15 protein-coding genes and 1 pseudogene are annotated in these 18,662 nt (G+C 69.0%); 6 read left to right on the top strand and 10 right to left on the bottom strand.

Features of this window, described 5'->3' with window-relative positions:
• Positions 1-139: 139 nt before the first annotated feature.
• The 4 genes from ACFVX9_RS24325 (at position 140) to ACFVX9_RS24310 (ending at position 6,742) form a co-directional block, all read left to right on the top strand.
• On the top strand, positions 140-427 hold the full coding sequence (locus ACFVX9_RS24325) for a hypothetical protein (protein ID WP_387983423.1): 288 nt from the start codon (positions 140-142) through the stop codon (positions 425-427).
• Positions 427-1,773 carry a BREX system ATP-binding protein BrxD gene (gene brxD / locus ACFVX9_RS24320; RefSeq protein WP_387983421.1) on the top strand — a complete coding sequence of 449 codons (1,347 nt, stop codon included), beginning with the start codon at positions 427-429 and terminating at the stop codon, positions 1,771-1,773. Before ACFVX9_RS24325 ends, brxD begins: the two co-directional genes overlap by 1 nt.
• Positions 1,770-3,938, top strand: a complete 2,169-nt coding sequence (locus ACFVX9_RS24315; RefSeq protein ID WP_387983419.1) for a DEAD/DEAH box helicase — start codon at positions 1,770-1,772, stop codon at positions 3,936-3,938. Before brxD ends, ACFVX9_RS24315 begins: the two co-directional genes overlap by 4 nt.
• Positions 3,939-4,666: 728 nt before the next feature.
• On the top strand, positions 4,667-6,742 hold the full coding sequence (locus tag ACFVX9_RS24310) for a DUF2075 domain-containing protein (protein ID WP_380485198.1): 2,076 nt from the start codon (positions 4,667-4,669) through the stop codon (positions 6,740-6,742).
• A 56-nt stretch (positions 6,743-6,798) separates the two neighbouring features.
• Here ACFVX9_RS24310 and ACFVX9_RS24305 read toward each other — a convergent pair whose 3' ends face one another.
• Positions 6,799-6,927: a DUF6408 family protein gene (locus tag ACFVX9_RS24305; protein ID WP_363586125.1), complete on the bottom strand. Its 129-nt coding sequence runs from the start codon at positions 6,925-6,927 to the stop codon at positions 6,799-6,801.
• Between the two features lie 489 nt (positions 6,928-7,416).
• On the opposite strand from ACFVX9_RS24305, the pseudogene ACFVX9_RS24300 reads away from it, so the two are divergent.
• Positions 7,417-7,759 (top strand): annotated as a pseudogene (locus tag ACFVX9_RS24300) (HNH endonuclease); the annotation flags it as partial.
• A 7-nt stretch (positions 7,760-7,766) separates the two neighbouring features.
• Here the strand turns inward: ACFVX9_RS24300 and ACFVX9_RS24295 are convergent.
• The 5 genes from ACFVX9_RS24295 to ACFVX9_RS24275 all read right to left on the bottom strand — a co-directional run bounded on the left by ACFVX9_RS24295 (position 7,767) and on the right by ACFVX9_RS24275 (position 13,454).
• Positions 7,767-9,668, bottom strand: a complete 1,902-nt coding sequence (locus tag ACFVX9_RS24295; protein WP_387983418.1) for a DNA/RNA helicase domain-containing protein — start codon at positions 9,666-9,668, stop codon at positions 7,767-7,769.
• A 497-nt stretch (positions 9,669-10,165) separates the two neighbouring features.
• Positions 10,166-11,035 (bottom strand): tyrosine-type recombinase/integrase, encoded by an 870-nt coding sequence (locus tag ACFVX9_RS24290; protein ID WP_380485203.1) that lies wholly within the window; start codon positions 11,033-11,035, stop codon positions 10,166-10,168.
• An 83-nt stretch (positions 11,036-11,118) separates the two neighbouring features.
• A complete protein-coding gene (locus tag ACFVX9_RS24285) occupies positions 11,119-11,526 on the bottom strand; it encodes a hypothetical protein (protein ID WP_387983416.1) in 408 nt (135 codons plus the stop codon).
• A 186-nt stretch (positions 11,527-11,712) separates the two neighbouring features.
• Positions 11,713-12,783 (bottom strand): hypothetical protein, encoded by a 1,071-nt coding sequence (locus tag ACFVX9_RS24280; RefSeq protein WP_387983415.1) that lies wholly within the window; start codon positions 12,781-12,783, stop codon positions 11,713-11,715.
• Between the two features lie 77 nt (positions 12,784-12,860).
• Positions 12,861-13,454, bottom strand: a complete 594-nt coding sequence (locus ACFVX9_RS24275; RefSeq protein ID WP_387983413.1) for a hypothetical protein — start codon at positions 13,452-13,454, stop codon at positions 12,861-12,863.
• A 348-nt stretch (positions 13,455-13,802) separates the two neighbouring features.
• Between ACFVX9_RS24275 and ACFVX9_RS24270 the strand changes: the two genes are divergently transcribed.
• Positions 13,803-14,060, top strand: coding sequence for a DUF5302 domain-containing protein (locus ACFVX9_RS24270; RefSeq protein ID WP_380485211.1), 258 nt, complete (start codon positions 13,803-13,805; stop codon positions 14,058-14,060).
• A gap of 329 nt (positions 14,061-14,389) precedes the next feature.
• On the opposite strand, the gene ACFVX9_RS24265 is transcribed toward ACFVX9_RS24270, so the two are convergent.
• From ACFVX9_RS24265 to ACFVX9_RS24250, 4 genes are all read right to left on the bottom strand, one after another.
• The gene (locus ACFVX9_RS24265) at positions 14,390-14,641 is read right to left on the bottom strand and encodes a hypothetical protein (protein WP_387983411.1); all 252 of its coding nucleotides are present in this window, start codon (positions 14,639-14,641) and stop codon (positions 14,390-14,392) included.
• Positions 14,642-15,010: 369 nt separating this feature from the next.
• A complete protein-coding gene (locus ACFVX9_RS24260; protein WP_387983409.1) occupies positions 15,011-16,957 on the bottom strand; it encodes a hypothetical protein in 1,947 nt (648 codons plus the stop codon).
• Positions 16,958-17,552: 595 nt separating this feature from the next.
• The gene (locus ACFVX9_RS24255) at positions 17,553-17,948 is read right to left on the bottom strand and encodes a hypothetical protein (protein ID WP_387983407.1); all 396 of its coding nucleotides are present in this window, start codon (positions 17,946-17,948) and stop codon (positions 17,553-17,555) included.
• An 81-nt stretch (positions 17,949-18,029) separates the two neighbouring features.
• Entirely contained in the window at positions 18,030-18,458 is a 429-nt protein-coding gene (locus ACFVX9_RS24250) for a hypothetical protein (RefSeq protein ID WP_387983405.1), read from the bottom strand.
• Positions 18,459-18,662: the final 204 nt, after the last annotated feature.

Here is an 18,662-nt window from a genome sequence, read left to right as displayed (position 1 = left end):
CAGACAGCATGGATCAACGACCCCAGCAAGCGCAGGGAACCCGCCCCACAAACCTCCTAACATCCCGACCGTCTCACTGGACTTGAAATCTTCCGAGACGAGCACCCCGGCACACGGCCCCTCCTTCGGGACAAAGCTGGTGGCGTCCGAGACCTTCCGTTTCCAGCGGAGGTTTGTCCGCAAGCCGCCCGAGCCCGAGGTCATGGCTGCCGTCGTCGACGCCCTGGTGGCAGCGGACGGCGTCCTGTCCCTGACCGCGGTGGCGGCGGCAGCGGGCAAGGCAGGGCGCAACGCCGACGGCTTCGCCGCCACACTGCAACGACTCCTGAACGTAGAGGGCTACCCCGTGCTGGAGTTCAGCGACAACGGAAGCAGGCTGCGGCTCAACGTGCCGCTCGCCCGTGAACAGTTCCAGGTGGACAGCTGATGAACACGGTTCAGCCCCCCTCCGGGGGACACACGGCCTCCGTGAGCGCGGCCCGCCGCCGCGACGTAGTCGATGCCCTGCGCCGCGGCACGGTGCCCCAATTCGGGCTCGATCTCTTCGCCGTCGGCCTCGACCGCTTCGAGCGCGCCCTCGACGACGACCTGACCGTCGTCACCCGAGGCGGCGCAGCCTTCCACGCCGTCCGTGGCGACTACGGCTCCGGCAAGACCTTCTTCGCCCGCTGGCTGGCCGAGCGGGCCAAGCGCATGGGCCTGGCCACGGCCGAGATCCAGATCTCCGAGACCGAGACCCCGCTCCACCGGCTGGAGACGGTCTACCGACGTCTGACCGAACGCCTGTCCACCGCGAGCCACGCCCCGAGCGCCCTGCGCGCCATCGTCGACTCCTGGTTCTACACACTCGAAGAGGAAGTCCTCGACGCCGGAGACGTACCGGAGGACGACACCGAAGCCCTCGGCAAGGCCGTCGACGCGCTCATGGAGTCCCGCCTCGCCGACGTCGCCCGCACCACCCCCGCCTTCGCCGCCGCCCTGCGCGGCTACCGCCACGCCAAGGCCGCAGGTGACGCCGCAACGGCCGAGGCGCTCATCGCCTGGCTCGGAGGCCAGAAGTCCGTCTCGGCCGGCGCCCGCCGGACCGCCGGCGTTCGCGGAGACCTCGACCACTTCGCCGCCCTCGGCTTCCTCCAGGGCCTGCTGACCGTCCTGCGGGACTGCGGACACCCCGGTCTGCTGCTTGTCCTCGACGAGATCGAGACCCTCCAGCGCGTACGAGGCGACGTCCGAGAGAAGGGCCTCAACGCCCTGCGACAGCTCCTGGACGAGATCGACGCCGGCCGCTTCCCCGGCCTATTCCTGGTGATCACCGGCACACCCGCCTTCTACGACGGACAGCAGGGCGTACAGAGGCTCCCCCCATTGGCACAGTGCCTAGCCACCGACTTCACGACCGACCCGCGCTTCGACTCACCCCGCGCGGTCCAGCTGCGCCTCGCCGGCTTCGACCTGGAGCGGCTCGGTGAACTCGGCCGCAGCGTCAGGGACCTCTACGCCGGACCTGCCCGCAACCCGGACCGGGTCGCCGAACTCGTCGACAACGCCTACATCGCCGAGCTCGCCACCGCCGTCACCGGAGGGCTCGGCGGCCAGGTCGGCATCGCACCGCGCGTCTTCCTGCGCAAACTCGTCGCCGACGTCCTCGACCGGGTCGACGAGTTCGACGACTTCGACCCGCGCCGGCACTACGCCCTCACCCTCTCCTCGGCCGAGCTGAGCGAAGCCGAACGCAGCGCTGCTTCTGCGGGCGACATCGAGCTCGACCTATGAACGGTGCCCCCACACCCTCCGGCTCAGGGGCCGGGACGGCCGCGCTGTCCCGGCTCCAGCCCGCTCTCGTCCACCACATCGTCAACTCCCTCGGCTGGCGCGAACTCCGCCCCCTCCAGCAGGAGGCCATCGCCCCGCTGCTCGACGGCTCGGACGCGGTCCTGCTCGCCCCCACCGCCGGCGGCAAGACCGAAGCCGCGTCGTTCCCGCTGCTGTCCGCCATGGAACAGCGCCGCTGGACCGGCCTGTCGGTGCTGTACGTGTGCCCGCTGAAGGCCCTGCTGAACAACCTCCTGCCACGCCTCGAAACGTACGCCGGATGGCTAGGGCGGCGCGTGGCACTCTGGCACGGCGACATCCCCCAGACCGCACGCCGGCGCATCCTCACCGACCCGCCGGACATCCTGCTCACCACCCCCGAGTCGATCGAGGCCATGCTGGTGAGCACCAAGGTCGACCAGCACCGCCTCTTCGCCGACCTGCGGACCATCGTCGTCGACGAGGTCCACGCCTTCGCCGGCGACGACTGCGGCTGGCACCTGCTCGCCGTGCTCGAACGACTCCAGCACCTGGCCGGACGGCCCATCCAGCGCATCGGCCTGTCCGCCACGGTCGGCAACCCGGGCGACCTCCTCCACTGGCTGCAAGGCTCGGGCCGCGGCTGGCGCCCCGCCCAGGTCGTCGCCCCCGGTGTCGACCTCGCCCCACGGGCCGTCGCCGACGCCACGACGGTGACACCACCGGGAGACATCGAACTCGACTACGTCGGATCAACCGCCAACGCAGCCAAGGTCATCGCCGCCATCCACCGAGGCGAGAAGCGGCTGGTCTTCTGCGACTCCCGGCAGCTCGTCGAAGAACTCGGCGCCGCACTCCGCGCCGCAGGCGTCACCACCTTCCTCTCCCACGCCTCACTGTCACTGGACGAACGGCGCCGCGCCGAAGCCGCCTTCGCCGAGGCCCGCGACTGCGTCATCGTCTCCACCAGCACCCTCGAACTCGGCATCGACGTCGGCGACTTGGACCGCGTCATCCAGATCGACGCCCCCACCACCGTCGCCTCCTTCCTCCAGCGCATCGGCCGCACCGGACGTCGCGCCGGATCCACCCGCAACTGCCTCTTCCTCGCCCGCAGCCACGAGGCACTCCTGAGCGCCTCGGCACTCCTCGTCCTGTGTGGCCGCGGCTACATCGAACCGGTCACCGCCCCGCCCGAGCCCCGGCACATCGTCGCCCAGCAACTCCTGGCCCTCAGCCTGCAAGAGCACAAGATCGCCCAAGGACTCTGGAATCAGGGCTGGAACGGCCTGCCCCCGTTCGACCGCAGCGCCGAACCCATCCTGCGGCACCTGGTGAACGAGGGCTTCCTCGACCAGGACGGCGAGCTGCTGTTCATCGGCCCGGCTGCCGAGGAGAAGTTCGGCCGCCGCCACTTCATGGGCATCACTGCCGTCTTCACTGCACCACCCGAATTCACCGTCCTCGCCGGCCGCCAGGAGATCGGCCGCACCGACCCAATGCTCCTCACCGAGAAGATCGACGGACCCCGGGTCCTCCTCCTCGGTGGGCGAAGCTGGAAAGTCACCTGGATCGACTGGACCAGACGCCGCTGCTATGTCGAACCCTCAGACCTCGCCGGCCGCGCACGCTGGTTCGGCACCGGCTACAGCGGCACCTCCTACGCGCTCAACCAGTCCGCCCGCGACGTCCTGCTCGGAACCGACCCGCCGGTCAAACCCACCCGCCGCGCCACCCAACAGCTCGCCCACGTGCGCGAACAGAACGTCGACACCGTCCACCCCGGCGGCACCGTCATCACCCGAGCCGGCGACGACATCCGCTGGTGGACCTGGGCTGGCTACCGCGCCAACGCCACCCTCACCGCCACCCTTGCCGGCCTCACCGACGAACGCCAGCGCTTCTCCGACGAATACCTGCGCCTACGCACCGACCTCACCCCACAGATGTGGAAGGTCGGAACGGCGGATGCGGTCTCACGGCTGTGCCTGCCAGACGTCGATGTGAAAGCCATGCGCGGACTGAAGTTTCACGAGGCACTCCCCGAGCGGCTGGCTCTGGCCACACTCGCCACCAGACTCGCGGACCTCGACTCAGCGGCGGTCGTATTGTCTCAACCGGTTAGGTTCTCGCTCCGGGCGGACTGAAACCGTGGCTCGGGACTATTGGGACACGTGCGGACGGGCGCTGGTGTACCCGGACGTAGGGCATACCTCGCACTTCGCTATCGAGCTGGCGGCGGCGTTCCGCGGTGGCTGGCGAGTACACGTTGGCCAAGGCCCAGGGGGTCGTCGAGGGCAGGGTCGAGAGACGTGGTGTCCTCCTGAAACATGCTCAGCCGTGGTGTGTTGCACACATCGAAGAGAAGGCCGGTGAAGCCCTCCCAGGGCCGTGCCGCAAAGGAAAGTAACTGATGGCCGCGGCGGGGGATCAGTGGCGTGGGCGGATGAGTCCTCGTCGCGGCTGACGTGCGAGGGTGGGCGCCCGTAGCTGCTGGCCGGGGCCGAAGGCATCGACTGGTTCAGCTCCTTGGAGACGCTGGTCAGTGCATCAGTCGGGGGCGATCTGGGACCACGCGCTATTCACCTCCGCCTTTGAGGGCTTTTTGGGTGAACGAACAGCGCGGGCTGTCTACCGTCTGACGTGCAGAGATGGCAATGGCCGGGCGACTGGGGGTATTGCGCGGCTGGGCCTCCGCCCGGGATGAGAATGATCTCTTGATGTACGTATCGCCGCTGAGCATTGTGTACTGACGGCCGCTTCTGCACGTAGGATCGGCGGTACTGTTTGCGGCCCGACAGGCTTCCCGCTGAGGACATGCCCCCAACCCGCACGAATCACTCGTGGTCTGGTCTGGGGGAGTCCCTTCGTGCCCATGCTCCTGCTGAAGTTGTCGGCGCAGGATCTGCTCACTCTGAACGCGCGTCGCCGGATGGTGCCGCATCTTGCCGAACGGTGGCGAAAGTTCCGGGAGCACGAGGCTTCGGAGACGGAGCGGGTTGCGTGGGCGGAGAGTCTGATTTGTCTGGCGAACGATTTGGTCGCCGCTGATCGTGGCAATGTGCAGATGGTCGTTGAGTGCGCCGCGACTGCTGACGAGGACATCAAGGGGAGCAGTCCCAGGCTCGTGGACGTCGTCCTGGTGGGCCGCCACCCGCGCGAGAATCGGCCGTCCGTCCAGCTGGTGGAGCTGAAGCGTTGGTCGACCGTGACCAGGGTCGAGCGGGCCATTGCGGACCAGATCTACGTGGCGGGCCTGGCGAAGCCCAAGAAGCACCCTGCGCTGCAACTGCGCGAGTACTACCATGCGTTCACCGGCAGCCGGGGCCCCTTCGGCATGGTCGACATCGAGTGCGGCGGCTTTGCCTACCTGCACAACGCCACTGAGGACTCTGTCCGTCCGCTGATCGACGTGGACGCACCGACGGGTGTCTATGCGCGGGTGTACACCGGTGATCGTCGCCGCCAGTTGCTGACCGACTTGCAGGGACACTTTGCCGCTGACGGCGGCGGCACCGAGGCCGAGCTGCTACTGCAGGGCATCGGCGTGCGCAACGCACCGCTGCTCGACGCGATGATGTGGTCCCGGGGCACGGACACGGTCTTCACCCTGCGGGGGCGGCAGAAGGAGGTGGCTGATCAGATCCTGGAGACAGCTGCCAAGGTACTGCCCTCCTCGAAGCAGTCCGCGCTGGTTCCGGACGAGCGACGAGTAGTTTTCCTGGTGACCGGTGGCGCAGGCACCGGCAAGAGCGCTATCGGCCTGCAGATCAAGGCGGAGCTGGAGGCCGCTGGCCGGAACGTCAACTACGCCAGCGGGAGCAGGGCCTTCAACGCGGCGATGCAGGAGCACGTCGGAGTCGGTGACCGGGAGTTCAAGGAGACCTTCACCTACTTCTTCGATTATGTCACGACGCCCGACCCGCTGCTCGATGTTCTGATCTGCGATGAGGCACACCGACTCCGTGACCGCTCCGAGAACCGGTTCTGGCCGCCGGAGAAGCAGGGATCTCGGCCGCAGGTGGACGAACTCCTCGATGCGTCCCGGCTGACGGTGTTCTTCCTCGACGAAGGCCAGGTCGTTCGTCCGAAGGAGGTCGGCACGGTCGACCTGATCCAGCAGGCGGCTGATCGGCGCGGAGCCAAGGTGGTGCGGTACGGCCTCCGCGAGCAGTTCCGATGCGGTGGCAGTGACGCGTATGTCCGCTGGGTGTACGCGCTGCTCGGTATGTCGGATGACGAACCTGAGCACTGGACGCCGGACGGCTTGATGCATGTCGAGGTGGTGGACACGCCGGACGCGCTCAGGGACATCATCCTCGGCGAGGAGAGCGCCGGGGCATCCGCGCGTATGGTTGCCGGCTACTGCTGGCCTTGGACCGAGCCTCTGGGCCGGGAGAAGCGACTGGAGCGGGATGTCAGGATCGGTGACTGGCACGAGCCGTGGAACGCGAAGAGCGACAGCTTCTGCGCGGACGGCGTCCCGCCCGGTGTCAGGTGGTCGATGCACAAGAACGGCATTGGCCAGATCGGCTGTGTGTACACCGCACAGGGCCTCGAGTGGGACTGGTGCGGAGTGATCATGGGCGATGACATGGTGCGCCGGGACGACCAGTGGGTGTTCCGCCGAGGCAAGGAGACGGAGAAGTCGGCGCAAGGTGTAAGACGGGTGAGAGTTCCAGGATCGCTTGATCCGAAGGTCAGTGCGAGTAGCGTCGGTGACGAGGAGTTCGCCCGCCTGATTCGGCACGCCTACCACGTGCTGATGACCCGGGCCAGCCGGGCGACGGTGCTCTATTCCACGGACGAGGAGACCCGGGCCTACCTCAAGGGCCTTGTTGGGGAGACCGAGATCCACGGATTGCGGCCGACTCGGGAGAGCTTGCCATGGCATCACGCCCATCCGAAGCGGGGACGGAAGAAGCCCAAGAACGACCTCCGCTTGTTCTGACGGAAGGTGTGGAAAGGTGGAAGTGGCGGGCTCGCCGGGCCCGCCACTGACCTGCGTCAGAAGAGCAGGTGCGCCACCGAGGTCAGCGCCGCCACCAGCATGTTGGAGGCGACTCCGACGGCGATGTCGGTGAGGATCTTGCGGATCCGTCCACGACGCGCAGGCTTGTACTCGATCGAGGTCATGCGGCCATCCCCAGGTAGTGATATCGGAATGGCAGGGGGCACCCTACCGGGCAACCACGCTCACGTCAGATGTTGACCATCTGACGGGCACAACCATCCGTCAATCGCCGCCTGTCGAGGGCGCACGGAACCTAGGCCTCGTACCCTCCGGGAAGGTGCGCAGCGCAATGATCCTACCGCGTGGACGCGTTGGCGTCGGGGATCAGCGAGCGGAACCTCGCAAGACGCACGCCGGTCCGCCGCCATGCCCCGCAGGGGCAGAGGCAAAGGGCTCACCGTCGGCGCGCGAAGCTGTCGCGTCAGCGCTGCCGTGGGATGGGCAGGGGCTCATGGCGGTGCCAGATCAATGACCTGTCCTCGCGGCGGAGTTCCGCGGATTCCCACTCAAGGCGGATCACACCGTCGGCCAGGGAGCAAGCGCAGGCGACGAGAACGAGCTTGGTGTCCGGTGAGGCGCGCGAGATCTGAATGAGGCTCGTCCTCATCCGGGGAATGCTGGGAACGAGCACGGTCGGACCGGAAGCGGGCGCATGTGCGTTGGTGATCCCACGACGGGCCGGATGAGGTCGACAACGGTCTGTGCCTGCGCTCCTTGCACCACAAGCTTTTCGACAAGGGCATCCTGGGTCTTGGGGAGGGGTGCCGCATACCCGTCTCACAGCGCTTCGTCGGACGCAGCGAGGCAAGCCGCCAGCACGTGCTGGCGTTGGCCGGACGGCCGGTCATCGGCCCGCAGGCAGGGGCTCCACTGGTCGCAGGCCTGCACCGGCGGTGGCACGGCGAACAGGTATTCCGAGGCGAACCCCGGGAGCCCGTCGGCCCGGCGCTGTGAGTGCCGATCAGCCGCGACGGCCGTGCGCCACCTCGATCTGCTCCACCTGTTGGCCGGCCACCAGGTTCCGCAGTTTGGCGCGTGTCTCCGGGTCCGTCGAGTACACGACCGTTCCGATCATTCCGCGTGTCAGCAGCACCTTGTAGGTGTTGCGGATCAGGCGGTCGATGTCGGCGTCGGTGGTGGACTTGCGGAAAACGGGGTCCTTGGACGCCGTCCGGTCGGTGATCCACCGGTCGGTCCGCCAGACGAGGTCCGGCCCGAGGATGACACCGCTCCAGTCGTACTCGAAGCCCTGGGCGGTGTACACGCAGCCGACCTGGCCGAAGCCGGCCGGGTCGGTGGCCCACAACGCGGCTGGCGGGGCGCCGGCGATCGAGCGGTCGCCGTACACGTTCCACGGGCGGGCCCAGTCACCGATGTGCACGTCGAGGGGGAGCGGGTCTCCTGGGGCCACCTTCGTCGTCCACTTCCAGCAGTACCCGGCCGACATGCGGGCGCCGTATCCCTCCGCGCGGCGGGCGTCGAGGAACGCCTCCAGCGCATGGGGGCTGTCGACCACCTCCAGGGCGACCTTGCCGTCGGGCTCCCAGTCGACGGGGCCACCGGGCTCGAGGTTCAGGAGGCGCACCACCCAGTGCAGGTAGGCGTCGCTGCCGCCGCAGCGGAACTGGCTGTCCAGCTCGACCACCTGGCAGCCCAGGCCCTTCACGGCGGCGGCCGCCCGGATCTGGGCCACAGTGCCCATCTCGCCAGGCCGGACGACCTGGTGCTCGTCCAGCAGGAAGACAGGCACCCGGGCGGCGTCGATCAGCTCCTCGATCTGGGGCTTGCCGGTGCGCTGGGCGGCCCGCGTGTAGCGGTTGGCCGACGTCTCCCGGATCCGGTGGGCCTCGTCGCAGATCAATACGTCCAGACCGTTGCGCTCGGCGGTCATGAAGCTGTTGAAGTACTTGAACAGGTCCTGGACCTCACGCTTCCGCGCGCCGGCGATCCGGCGCATGGTGGTGGTGAACGAGCTGGACCCGGTCGCGTGCAGGGCCGTGACACCACGCCGGTACAGATCGCCCAGGAGGGACAGCGCGATGACGCTCTTCCCGGTACCCGGGCCGCCCGTGATGACGACGACCTCCTTGCGGTCGGACTGCTGCGCCTGGCGTACCGCGCGCAGCACCAGCTCGTAGGCGACGCGCTGCTCGTCCAGCAGGACGAACTGTTCGCGCTCGCGGACCTCGTCGGCGGCGACCGCCATCAGCTGCTTGGACGGGGCCACCTTGCCCGCAAGTAACTGGTCCGCAGCCTCCGCGCCGGAGACCGGCTTCAGCTTCGAGCGGAGGTACTGGACGAACTCACCGCGGCGCTCGGCGGTGAAGAGCCGGCCGCGCTCGTCCTGCGGCACCTCGTAGAGGCCCTGGACGCCGAACTCCGTCGCGTTGTGCAGGAAGGCCACCCCGGACAGCCGCTCGGGGCGGGCGGCGAGCGCGCCGTTGAAGGCGATGAGGTAGTCGCAGTAGCCGCGGACCTGCTCGATCGGGTTCAGCACCGGTCGGGTGAATGTGTCGACCCGGCAGAGCAGCGGCTCACCGTCCTCCGGGGCCGCGCTGCTCCACTGTTTGAGTTCGACCACCACATAGGACGATTCTCCCGTGCCCGGGTGGACGCCGGCGAGTATGACGTCGGCTCGCTTGCTGTTGAGCGGGAGCGAGTACTCGAGGAGTACCTCGACCATGCCGAGTCCGGCGTCCAGGAGCGCGTTGGTCAGGACCGGGATGCTCCGTTCCCAGGACCGCACCTCGGACGGGCTGGGCTTGTGGCCGTGCTTGTGGACGAACTGGTCGATGAGGCGTACGAACAGTGATCCGGCCAGGCTCTCGGCGGCGACCGCGGACGCGGAGTCGCGGAACAGCAAGACATGCTCCCAGGCAGCACGAAGTGACTCGTGCGGGTGGGGGCATGTCCCTGGAGGGAAGCCCGGCGGGCCGCGCTGATGACAGGGCTAAACCTACAGTGGAGAGTCTGAGCTCGTGCCCGAACACCTGAGCGTCCACCAATGCATGGCGGACCGCGGAATGGGTGACGGGGGCGGCTTGCGTGGCCGACGGAGCCCCGGAGCGGCCCCGTCTGGACCGGGCTACTCCAACGGCTTGGGCCACGAGAGCTGCGACGGAGCCGGGGAGGGTCTGGAGCGGGGAGAACCGGGGACCACGCGTCGATCACCATTGCCTCTGAGGCGTCCTTCGGTGAACGAACAGCACGGGCTGTCTACCGTCTGACGTGCAACGATGGCTACGGCTGGGCGACTGGGGGTCAAGGGGTCGCAGGTTCAAATCCTGTCGTCCCGACTGTGAAGTCGGTTGCGAGGGCCGGCACTTGGGAGACCGAGTGTCGGCTCTTTCTGTTTCCGGGTCAGCTGGTGGTCGCACGGTGGTCACCGGGCCACATCGGCCAGGGCGTGGACGGTTCTTCTGGCCGGGGCTGCTGGTAGGCGACCAGTTGCCGGTGGAGGCGCGGGCGCTGGCGCCAGGGGCGCTGGGCGCGGCAGACGGGTTGGCCGAGGACGGCGTGGTCGGCGCCATCGAGGATCCAGGCGACGGCGTCGACGGCCGCGCGGGCGGCGAGTTTCGTGAGGTCGGCGTAGATGTTCGCGGTCGTCGACAGGGCGCGGTGGCGCAGGGTCTTGGAGATGACGGGCAGGGGCACGCCCGCGGCCAGGGCGAAACTGGCGGCGAGGTGGCGCAGGTCGTGCAGGGCGATGCGGGGGACGCCAGCCTTGTCGCAGAGCAGGTGGAAGCGGTCGAGGACGTTCTTGGGGTGCAGGGGGCGGCCGTGGCGGTGGAGGACGTAGCCGCTGGCGGGGGTGATCTCGCCGAAGGCCAGTGAACCCGCCCGGTCTTCGAGGGTGTCGACGACGCGGTCGGAGAGGGCGACCCATGTCCTGCTGGCCCTGATCTTGGGGGCGGTGAGCAGGAGTTGGTTGTTGTCGATGACGGAGAGGGTTGCGCGGACGAACAGGGTGCGGTCGGTGAGGTGGACGTCGTCCCAGTGGAGGGCGAGGGCTTCGCCTTTTCGGATGCCGGTGCCGATCATGAGTTCGGCGAGGTCGGCGTAGAGGGGGTCGGTGACGTGGGTGAAGCGTAGAAAGCGGGCGGTCTGTTCCTCGGTCCACAGGCGTCTCGGGGCGGAGGCAGGGCGGGGGAGCAGTGGGGGTTTGGCGGGGTTGCGGGCGAGGCGGCCGTCGTGGACGGCGCTGCTGAAGGCGCTGGAGAGGGTGGCCATGATCTGGTAGACGGTGACCTGGCCGCGGCCCCGGCGCAGCTGGTTGGTGACGAAGGCGGCCAGGTGCTGGCGGGTGAGGTCGATCAGGGGATGGTGCCGAGGGCGGGGATGAGGTCCTGTTCGGTGTAGGTGCGGTAGCGGGCTATGGCGGTGGGCTTGAGGCGCAGCTCCTTCTCGTCGAGCCAGTCCCTCAGGTAGTCGGCGGTGCGCTGCCTGGGGTCGGTGATGACGCACAGGGCCAGGCCCTCGTTGAAGCGCTGCAGCGCGATGCTGGCGCGGAGTTCGTCGGGGAAGCCGGCGCCGCGGACGGTGCGGCGGTGGCCGTCGGCGGGCGGGGTGTCGACGGCGAAGGCCCAGGTGCCGTGGTGCGGGTCGGTGGCGAGGCGGGGGCAGGTGGTGCCGAGCTGGTGGCGGTGGTCGTCGCGGCAGCCGCAGCGTCGGTAGACGCGTCCCCGGTCCTGGTCGTCTGAGGGGGTGGGTGAGCAGCGCATGGTGATCGCCTCGGGAGGATCGTGCGCGAGTCGTTTTTGCTTCCAGTGTGCGCTCGCGGGGCGATCACCGTGCGACCACGAGCTCCACGAAATTGGCGCTGACCTGCGGATCTCCCTTGATTCATGGCAAAGGGAGATCCGCAGGGTGGTCGGGCGCGGGGCTGCTGCGGTGTCTGGGCGGAGTGGTCAGACGAGCGGTTCGCGGTGAGCGGCGTTTTCGCGGACGAGCTGGGCGAAACGCTCGCGGCTGCGCCGCTGGTGCTTTTCGGCCTGTTCGGCGGTCCAGTCCTCCGCGCTGGTGTCGTCGTCTTCGTCGTCGAGGTCGTCGTACTCGGTGTGGAGGAGCCAGCAGGCGTGGATGCCGGTGAGGAGGTCTTCGAGGAGGTCGCGGGCCGGGCGCTTCGGGTCGAGCGGGGGCAGGCGCAGCTCGACGTCGGCGAGGTCGGGTGCGTTGTCGCCGTAGTCAACGAGGGTCTCCTCCAGGTCGTCGAGCTGCTCGCGCAGGGCGGTGGGGTCGGGGAGCAGGCCGTCGGCTACGTGGAGGGCGTGGAGGGCGTGGCGGACGAGGCCTGTGACGGCCTCGTGCGGGGTGGCGCCGGCGTCGATGAGGCCGAGGACGAGGGTGGGGGTCTCGTGGGGGAGCGCTTCGATGTTGTCGGCCTCTTGGACGACGTCGACGGCATCGCGGCCGGAGGCGTCGGCGGTGACCTCGGCCGCGGCAGCGAGCCAGTGCGCCGTAGCGACGGCGGCCGCGGTGGGGTCGACTGAGGAGAAGAGCTCGGCTGGCCCGAACGGGTTCTGCTCCAGGAGGCGGTCGGCGGCGGACACCTGGACGGGGGAGGCGTCCTCCCTACTGAGGAGGACGGCCTGCTGCGCGCGGCCGGCCAGGTCGCCGAGTTCGGCACTCTCGACGACGGCGACCTCGGTGGCGGCCTCGGCGAGCACGGCCTTCGTGAGGTCGGGGTCGTCGATGTCGTGGAGGGCCCGTCCGACGCGGTTGGCGGATTCGATCAGGGGGCTGTAGGAGACGATCATCGAGCCGTACCTGGGGAGGTTCGGTTTGGCGATCGCGTCCGTGACCTCGCTGAAGTGCTTGCCTTCCTCGTCGCGGCGCCAGCCCTCGGAGTTGGGCTCCAGCGAGCCGGCCGCACTGACGGGGTGGGGGTAGGTGCGCCAGGCGGCGTCGGACAGGTGGCTGAGCGCGCGGGCCAGGCCCAGGAGAACGGAGGTATCGGCTTCGGCCGGGAGGGAAGCCACTCGGGTGGCGAGGTCGCCCTCGCCGGTTCCCCAGGTGGCGAGCAGCTCGTGCCGGTTGGGGTCGACGCTGTAGCGGGTCAGACCGCCCCGGCCTCGCCCCCCCCGCGGACCGTGCCCTCGATCTGGCCCTGCGAGGTCTGCGCACGCGGGAGATCACAGGCCTGAAAGCGGCAGACGCCGGTGGCAAGGCCATCGCAGGGGAACGGGCCACAGCCCGCCACTGAACGCTGCCGCTGCCCGACAAGGCCGCGCAACACCTTGTTGACAAGATCCGCGTGGCCGGTACGAGCCGTCGGGTGTTTCCCGCTACGCGCTGGCAGCGGCCGCTGCCGGGCTTCTCCGACGAGCCTGTGATGCCGGTGCTCGGGGGGGGGCTCGGGGAAGATCGTCGCCCGCACCATCGGGATCCCGCGAGCCTGCTCGGCGGCTGCCCAGACGTTCACCAGTGAGGTCTTGCCTATCCCCGCGCCCGACCGCACCAGTACCACCGCACCCCGGCCGGCCCGCGCCGCACCGGCTGCCTGCTCCGGGACCGCCAGCTGGTTGCGGCGATAGAGCAGGCCGGGGCCTGGCCCACTGCTCCCGGCCGGCGCGCCCCCGCCCCGACCGGCCGCGAGTAGCGCGGCGGCGTCGGCCTCGACCGGCCCCAGCGTCGACACCAGCAGTTCCACCGTGCGACGCTGCGGCCGCTCCCGGCGGCCCCGCTCCGGATGCCTGATGGACCTGGCGGCTAACCCGGCTGCCTCGGCCAGCTCGGCGCAGCGGCCTGGCGAAACCCCAGCAGAGGCTCACCGAACGCCCTCACTCGACCACCCCCGCGGCGCACTACCCCCGCTATTTCTACTTGCGGGTAACCCGTCAGGACCCTGCCGGAGAGATTCGGCTGGGTTCTGAGGACCGGGCGGGCGCGCAGGTTCTGTCCGTACAGGATCGGTACCACCCGCAGATGGGAAGCTTGGGCATGACATGGTGTGCGTGAAGTCATCAACCGCCACCATCCCTTAAGAAAGAGGTTCTGCATGAGCAGCGACGTGGAGTCATCTGAGAACCCCAAGAGCGCCGAGAGTGTCGAGAGCCCGGAGGTCACGGGGGCTGCCGAGGCTCCCGCGCCCGCCGCCCAGGACGACGTCAAGGCCCGGTTCCTCGCCGCTCTGGAGCGCAAGCGCGGCGCCAAGTCCGATAGCGCGGCCGGCGGCCCGAATGGCGACTCGAAGATCCACGGCGCCCACGGCGCGGTGGGCGGCAAGCGCAACTTCCGCCGCAAGAGCGGTGGTTGATCAGCCCGGTTGACGCCGGGGGCCGCCAGGCCTGGTCCTGACCGGGCGGCCGTAGCTGTACGCGACAGGCAAGGTCTTCGTTCGAGTGTGCCGGGTGCGGGGCCTTGCCTGCCGGGGATCGGCAGGGTGCCTGGAGAAGGCGGCGCCGGGTGCCGGCCTCGGAGCCCGTCCCGCCGAGCACCGCCGCCCGTGACAGTGGGGCCGGCTGAGCGTGACTCTGTCGGGGATCTTGGTCGCCGCCGTGTCAGCTCTGTGCACATGATGCAACCAGTCGACGAGCAGACGCAGTCAAACGACCTGTCCGTTCACTCCGAGGGGTTCGGCCACTGCTACACCACATCGCTGCGCTGCCGACCACCACGGCGCCCGTGAACCTCACCTCCCCACCTGGAGGGCGTCATGACTCCGGGGAAGAGGCTGATCCAGGTGCGGCTGGCCTCGGTCTTGGGCCCGCCGGGATGGAGCCGCCCGTTGTTGACGGCGGCGAGGGTCCAGCGGACGTAGAGCCTGCGGTCCATGAGGTGGACGTCGGACCAGTGGAGGGCGAGGATCTCACCGCGGTGCATGCCGGTGCCGAGCATCACCTCGAACAGGTCGTTTAGCTGATCGGCGTACTGCTCGGCGCCGTGGCGCAGGAAGGCGGCGGCGGCCTGTTCGCGGGTCCAGCAGGTGCGCTCGGCGGCGCGGGGGCGGGCGGGGGCGGAGTGCTTGGCGGGGTTGTAGCTCAGTCCGCCTCCGACGCCACGAGGCCGGTGCCGCCCGGTAGTCGCCGCGGCCGGACGGCACCGGCCTCGTTGATGCTGCTTCCAGTGCAGTGCCCAGGATGGGAACGCTTGCTGACCCGAGCCGTTGTGTGGCCGACGCCTCCGCCATGGAAGGAGGGTGACCTGGACGGGGGCGGCGTCTTCGTGGCCGAGTAGGAAGGGCCGCCCCGGGGCGGCCCGGAGCTGTCACCTGGAGGTCGGCGGCTTCGGCCACGTTGTTCCGTCTGCGGCGGCCGTGAGGATGTCTCCGAGGCGGAGCCAAGCGTTGGGGCCGGAGTTGCCGATCGGGTTGTCGGCGAATCGCTGCCAGGCCTGGTGATCGTCTCCGAGCGCTGCTTCCACCAGGGAGATCACTGTGGGATGGGTGTTGTTGTAGTGGTGCCCGCGTGCTTTGAGTGCCGTCCAGGCGGGCAGGGCGAGGATGGTCTCGCTGGGGCAGTCGGGTAGGGCGAGGATCTCCCGGGCCCATGCTTCGCGGTTGCTGGGGTTGCCGCCGAGCCTGTGGCGGAGCTCGCGGGTGAGCGTGTGGACGGCGCGCTGCGGATCGGAGTGGCGGGCGAGGACCGAGGTGAATGCCGGTTCGCTGCGGTGGCCGTGCCAGGCGAAGGACAGCAGTGCCTTCTCCACGAGTTCGTCGTCGCCGGCGTGCCGGTCGAGGTACGCGTCGAGCACCACTGCGGTGACGGCGGACAGGTTCCGCACCGTCACCTCTTCGGGATCGCCGAGGGCCCCGCGACGGGTCGCGGGCGGCTGCGGGGCGGGGTCGGCGACGATCCGCGTGATCGCGTCCAGGAGTTCGTCGAACTGCTGCCGGTCGTCCTGGAACTTGTAGTCGTACGACTGGAGGCCGGACCGGCCGCGGCGGGCGTCGCGGATCACCAGTCGGACGGTCGCTTCGACGGCGGGCGTGAGTTCGGGCAGGTGGACCAGCATGGCGTGGATCCAGCGCAGGTCGGCCGCCCTGCTGATTCCGTAGAGGTCCTTCGGCTTCCACGTTCGGAGGGCTTGCACGGCCGTTTCGGCGAAGTGTCGGCCCAGGTCGGCGAGTTCGTCCGCATGGCTCTGCCAGGCGTGGGGATCGCCGTAGGCGGGCTTGGCCTCGGCGGGGTTCAGGACGAGGCGCCACTGCCCGTCGGCCGCACGGCGCACCCAGGAAACGGCGGAGTCGGTGCCCCAGCGGGCCTCGGAGCTGTCGTCCTGCAGGTAGAAGGCCTCGATGTCCCTGCGGTCGGTCTCCTCCAGGGCGGAGAGCTCGGCGGCGAAGTGCTCCCGGGCCTCCTCCTTCGAGGATCCGTTCTGGAGGAAGCCGCAGATCCGGGTCGTGAGCATGGCGGTTCCGAACCGGGAGAGGTCATCCAGAGCGATCCGCCGGAGGAGTTTCGGTTCGACCGTCCACGGCACGCTGCCGAGCAGCTGGTCGCGGACGACCCGGTTCGCCCAGGTGCCGGCGGTCATGTCGATGATCCGGGGGTGCCGGTCGGGATGCTGTTCGAGCACGGCTGACCACATACGCCCCCACGCGTTGAACGCTGCCCTGATCCGGTCGGACCAGACGTCGGAATCCTCGTCCTCCAGATACGTGCGGTCTGGTCCGTCGGGCAGGAGAGCGATGGCGGTCTCGAACACGTCGTCGTGGAGGCGTTCCGTACGCAGGACCACCTGCGCGGCCGTTGCTTTCTTGAGAAGTTCGGGTGTCATGTGCGGTGGCTGCGGCACTCGCCTGCGCAGTTCGTCGGCGACGGCCGCGCAGAGGTCGGCCGGCCGGTCGGCGGTGCCGAGGGATCCGAGCCGGCGGTCGGAGCAGCGGTGCAAGGCGTCGGCCCGCAGGGCCGGGTCGCAGTCGGGGTGGATGAGCGCGAGGACCACCAGCGAGGTCGACCCGGTCAGGTACTCGTATTCGCTTTCGGTCTGCCGTAGCCCGTTCGTCACCGCGGCCTCCAGCAGCCAGGCGGGTGCCGAATCCCGGTAGGGCTTGTCGAGCAGCGCGGCGAGGAGTGGTCCGCCCTGCTGCTGACTGTCGGCGACGGCACGGGCCTGTTCGGCTGCCATCCGGGCCGCGGCGGACCCGGCATCGGCACCGGCCGCGACAGTGGCCAGGAACTCCACAGGCAGCCGGGTTTCGTCAGTGGCCATTCCTTGCTTCCCTCTCCCCAGTGACTCGTCGAACTCCATCCTGCTCCATCGGTCGGACAATCCGGGGACGAACGGAGACGAGGAGGGCCGGGGCCCAGGGCGGGCCGTACCGGTTTCGTCGGGGGCAACTCCTCGGTGCCTCCGGTGCCGTGTCGGACAGGACCAGGTCCGGACCGCCGACAGCATCGGCGGAACCAGCGAGCGGCTTGGCCGCGGGCTCGCGGGGCGGCTATGGCCGGGGCCGGGTGAACACCCCCTGCTCGGTCTCGGCCGGGATCCCGTGCTCGACCAGCCGCTTGAGCTTCAGACGGACGTTGTTGACGTTGGGGGCGCGATCTCCATGTCCATCGCCTCGCACACCGCCCGTGCCCGCAACGGTGCGTCGGCTGCGGCGAACACCGCCATGGTCTGCTGGCAGGTCGGATGATTCGGCAGCTTCGCGGTCGGCGGCGCGGCGGCTGCGGATCGGGCAGCTCCAGCAGCGTCTTGTGGGTGATCCGGCTCTCCGCCCAGGCCGCCTCGGCCTGCGCAGCGATCTCCCGCTCCCGCTCCTTCAGCCGTACCAGCACCGCCCCCAAGGTCAGCTCCCCGTCGGTCATGCGCCGCGCCAGGTGGGGGTGGAGGTCCCGGTGAGCATCCTCGGCATCCGGTCGCTTTTGGCCCAGGACGCCCTCGACTCGGCCGAGGCGGGTCGATGCTCGTGGTCACGCACCAGCCTGCGGTGCAGCATCAAGACCTCGTTCGTCTGCTCCACCACCCATCTCTTGGGCTGCGGAACGAACCCGGCGTCGCCGGGGTTGCGCTTCACGACTTCGACCTCGATGCCCACCTGAGCCCCGTAGTCCTTGACGGTGCTCTTGAACCCCTGGTCCACCAGGGCCTTCTTTATGGTGCTCGGCTCGGTGCCGGCAACCACCCTGTCCAGCAGCGCGGTGCTGAACATACCGCCCTCTGAGACCATCACTCCAAGGCCTGCGGTGAGCTGGATCAACCGTTGGTCCGCAGGGCCAGGCGGCGTTCGCACCATGAGGTCGCACCTCTTGCTCAGTTGGAGCCAACGCCGGGTCGCTGTTCAGGCCGTCTTGGCGGGCCATGTCGTCACGTCGAGGTTCAGAGCACCGTAGATGTAGTCGGGGTACGAGAAGTCGGTGATCTTCGCGGCAGTGACTGCTCCTTCGCTGGTCATCATGCAAAGAGTCGCCCCGGCGCGAATGCCCATCGCGCGGGTCTTTTCCTTGTCACCTGTGTCGTTGGTGAACTCCTTGATGCCCCCGGTGCGAGCAGCTTCCCGGCACGTCTGCTCCGTGACTTCTGCTCCAGGAGGTAGCGCGGTGGCCAGGTTCCCGAAGATCACTGTTGGGGCGCCGATATCGTGCACCACGATCTCCGACGCCTTTCGCTCCTTCGGCGTCATGGCGTCCCAGTCGTCGGCTGTGACCAACATGGATACCGGCTTGGTCTCTGGGGCATCCAGGTCGATCAACTGGTAGCCGTCCTTCACCCGAGCGATACGAAGCGAGACGCTGCGAGGTTTCGGCGGCGACACGGCGGCGGCGGTGGGAGTGCTGCTTGCGGCGACCGGTGGTGCAGGCAGGGATGTACGGGCTTCCGCTGATGGGGCTGGTGTTTGAGCAGAAGCTGTGGAGGTCGGCGTTGCTGCGGCCTGGATGCTCGCCGAACTCTTCTGGGCGGAAAGGGCAGTGAT

This window comes from Kitasatospora sp. NPDC058243 (assembly GCF_042882025.1).
Classification (GTDB): Bacteria; Actinomycetota; Actinomycetes; order Streptomycetales; family Streptomycetaceae; genus Kitasatospora.
This window is presented reverse-complemented; position numbering and strand designations above follow the sequence as displayed.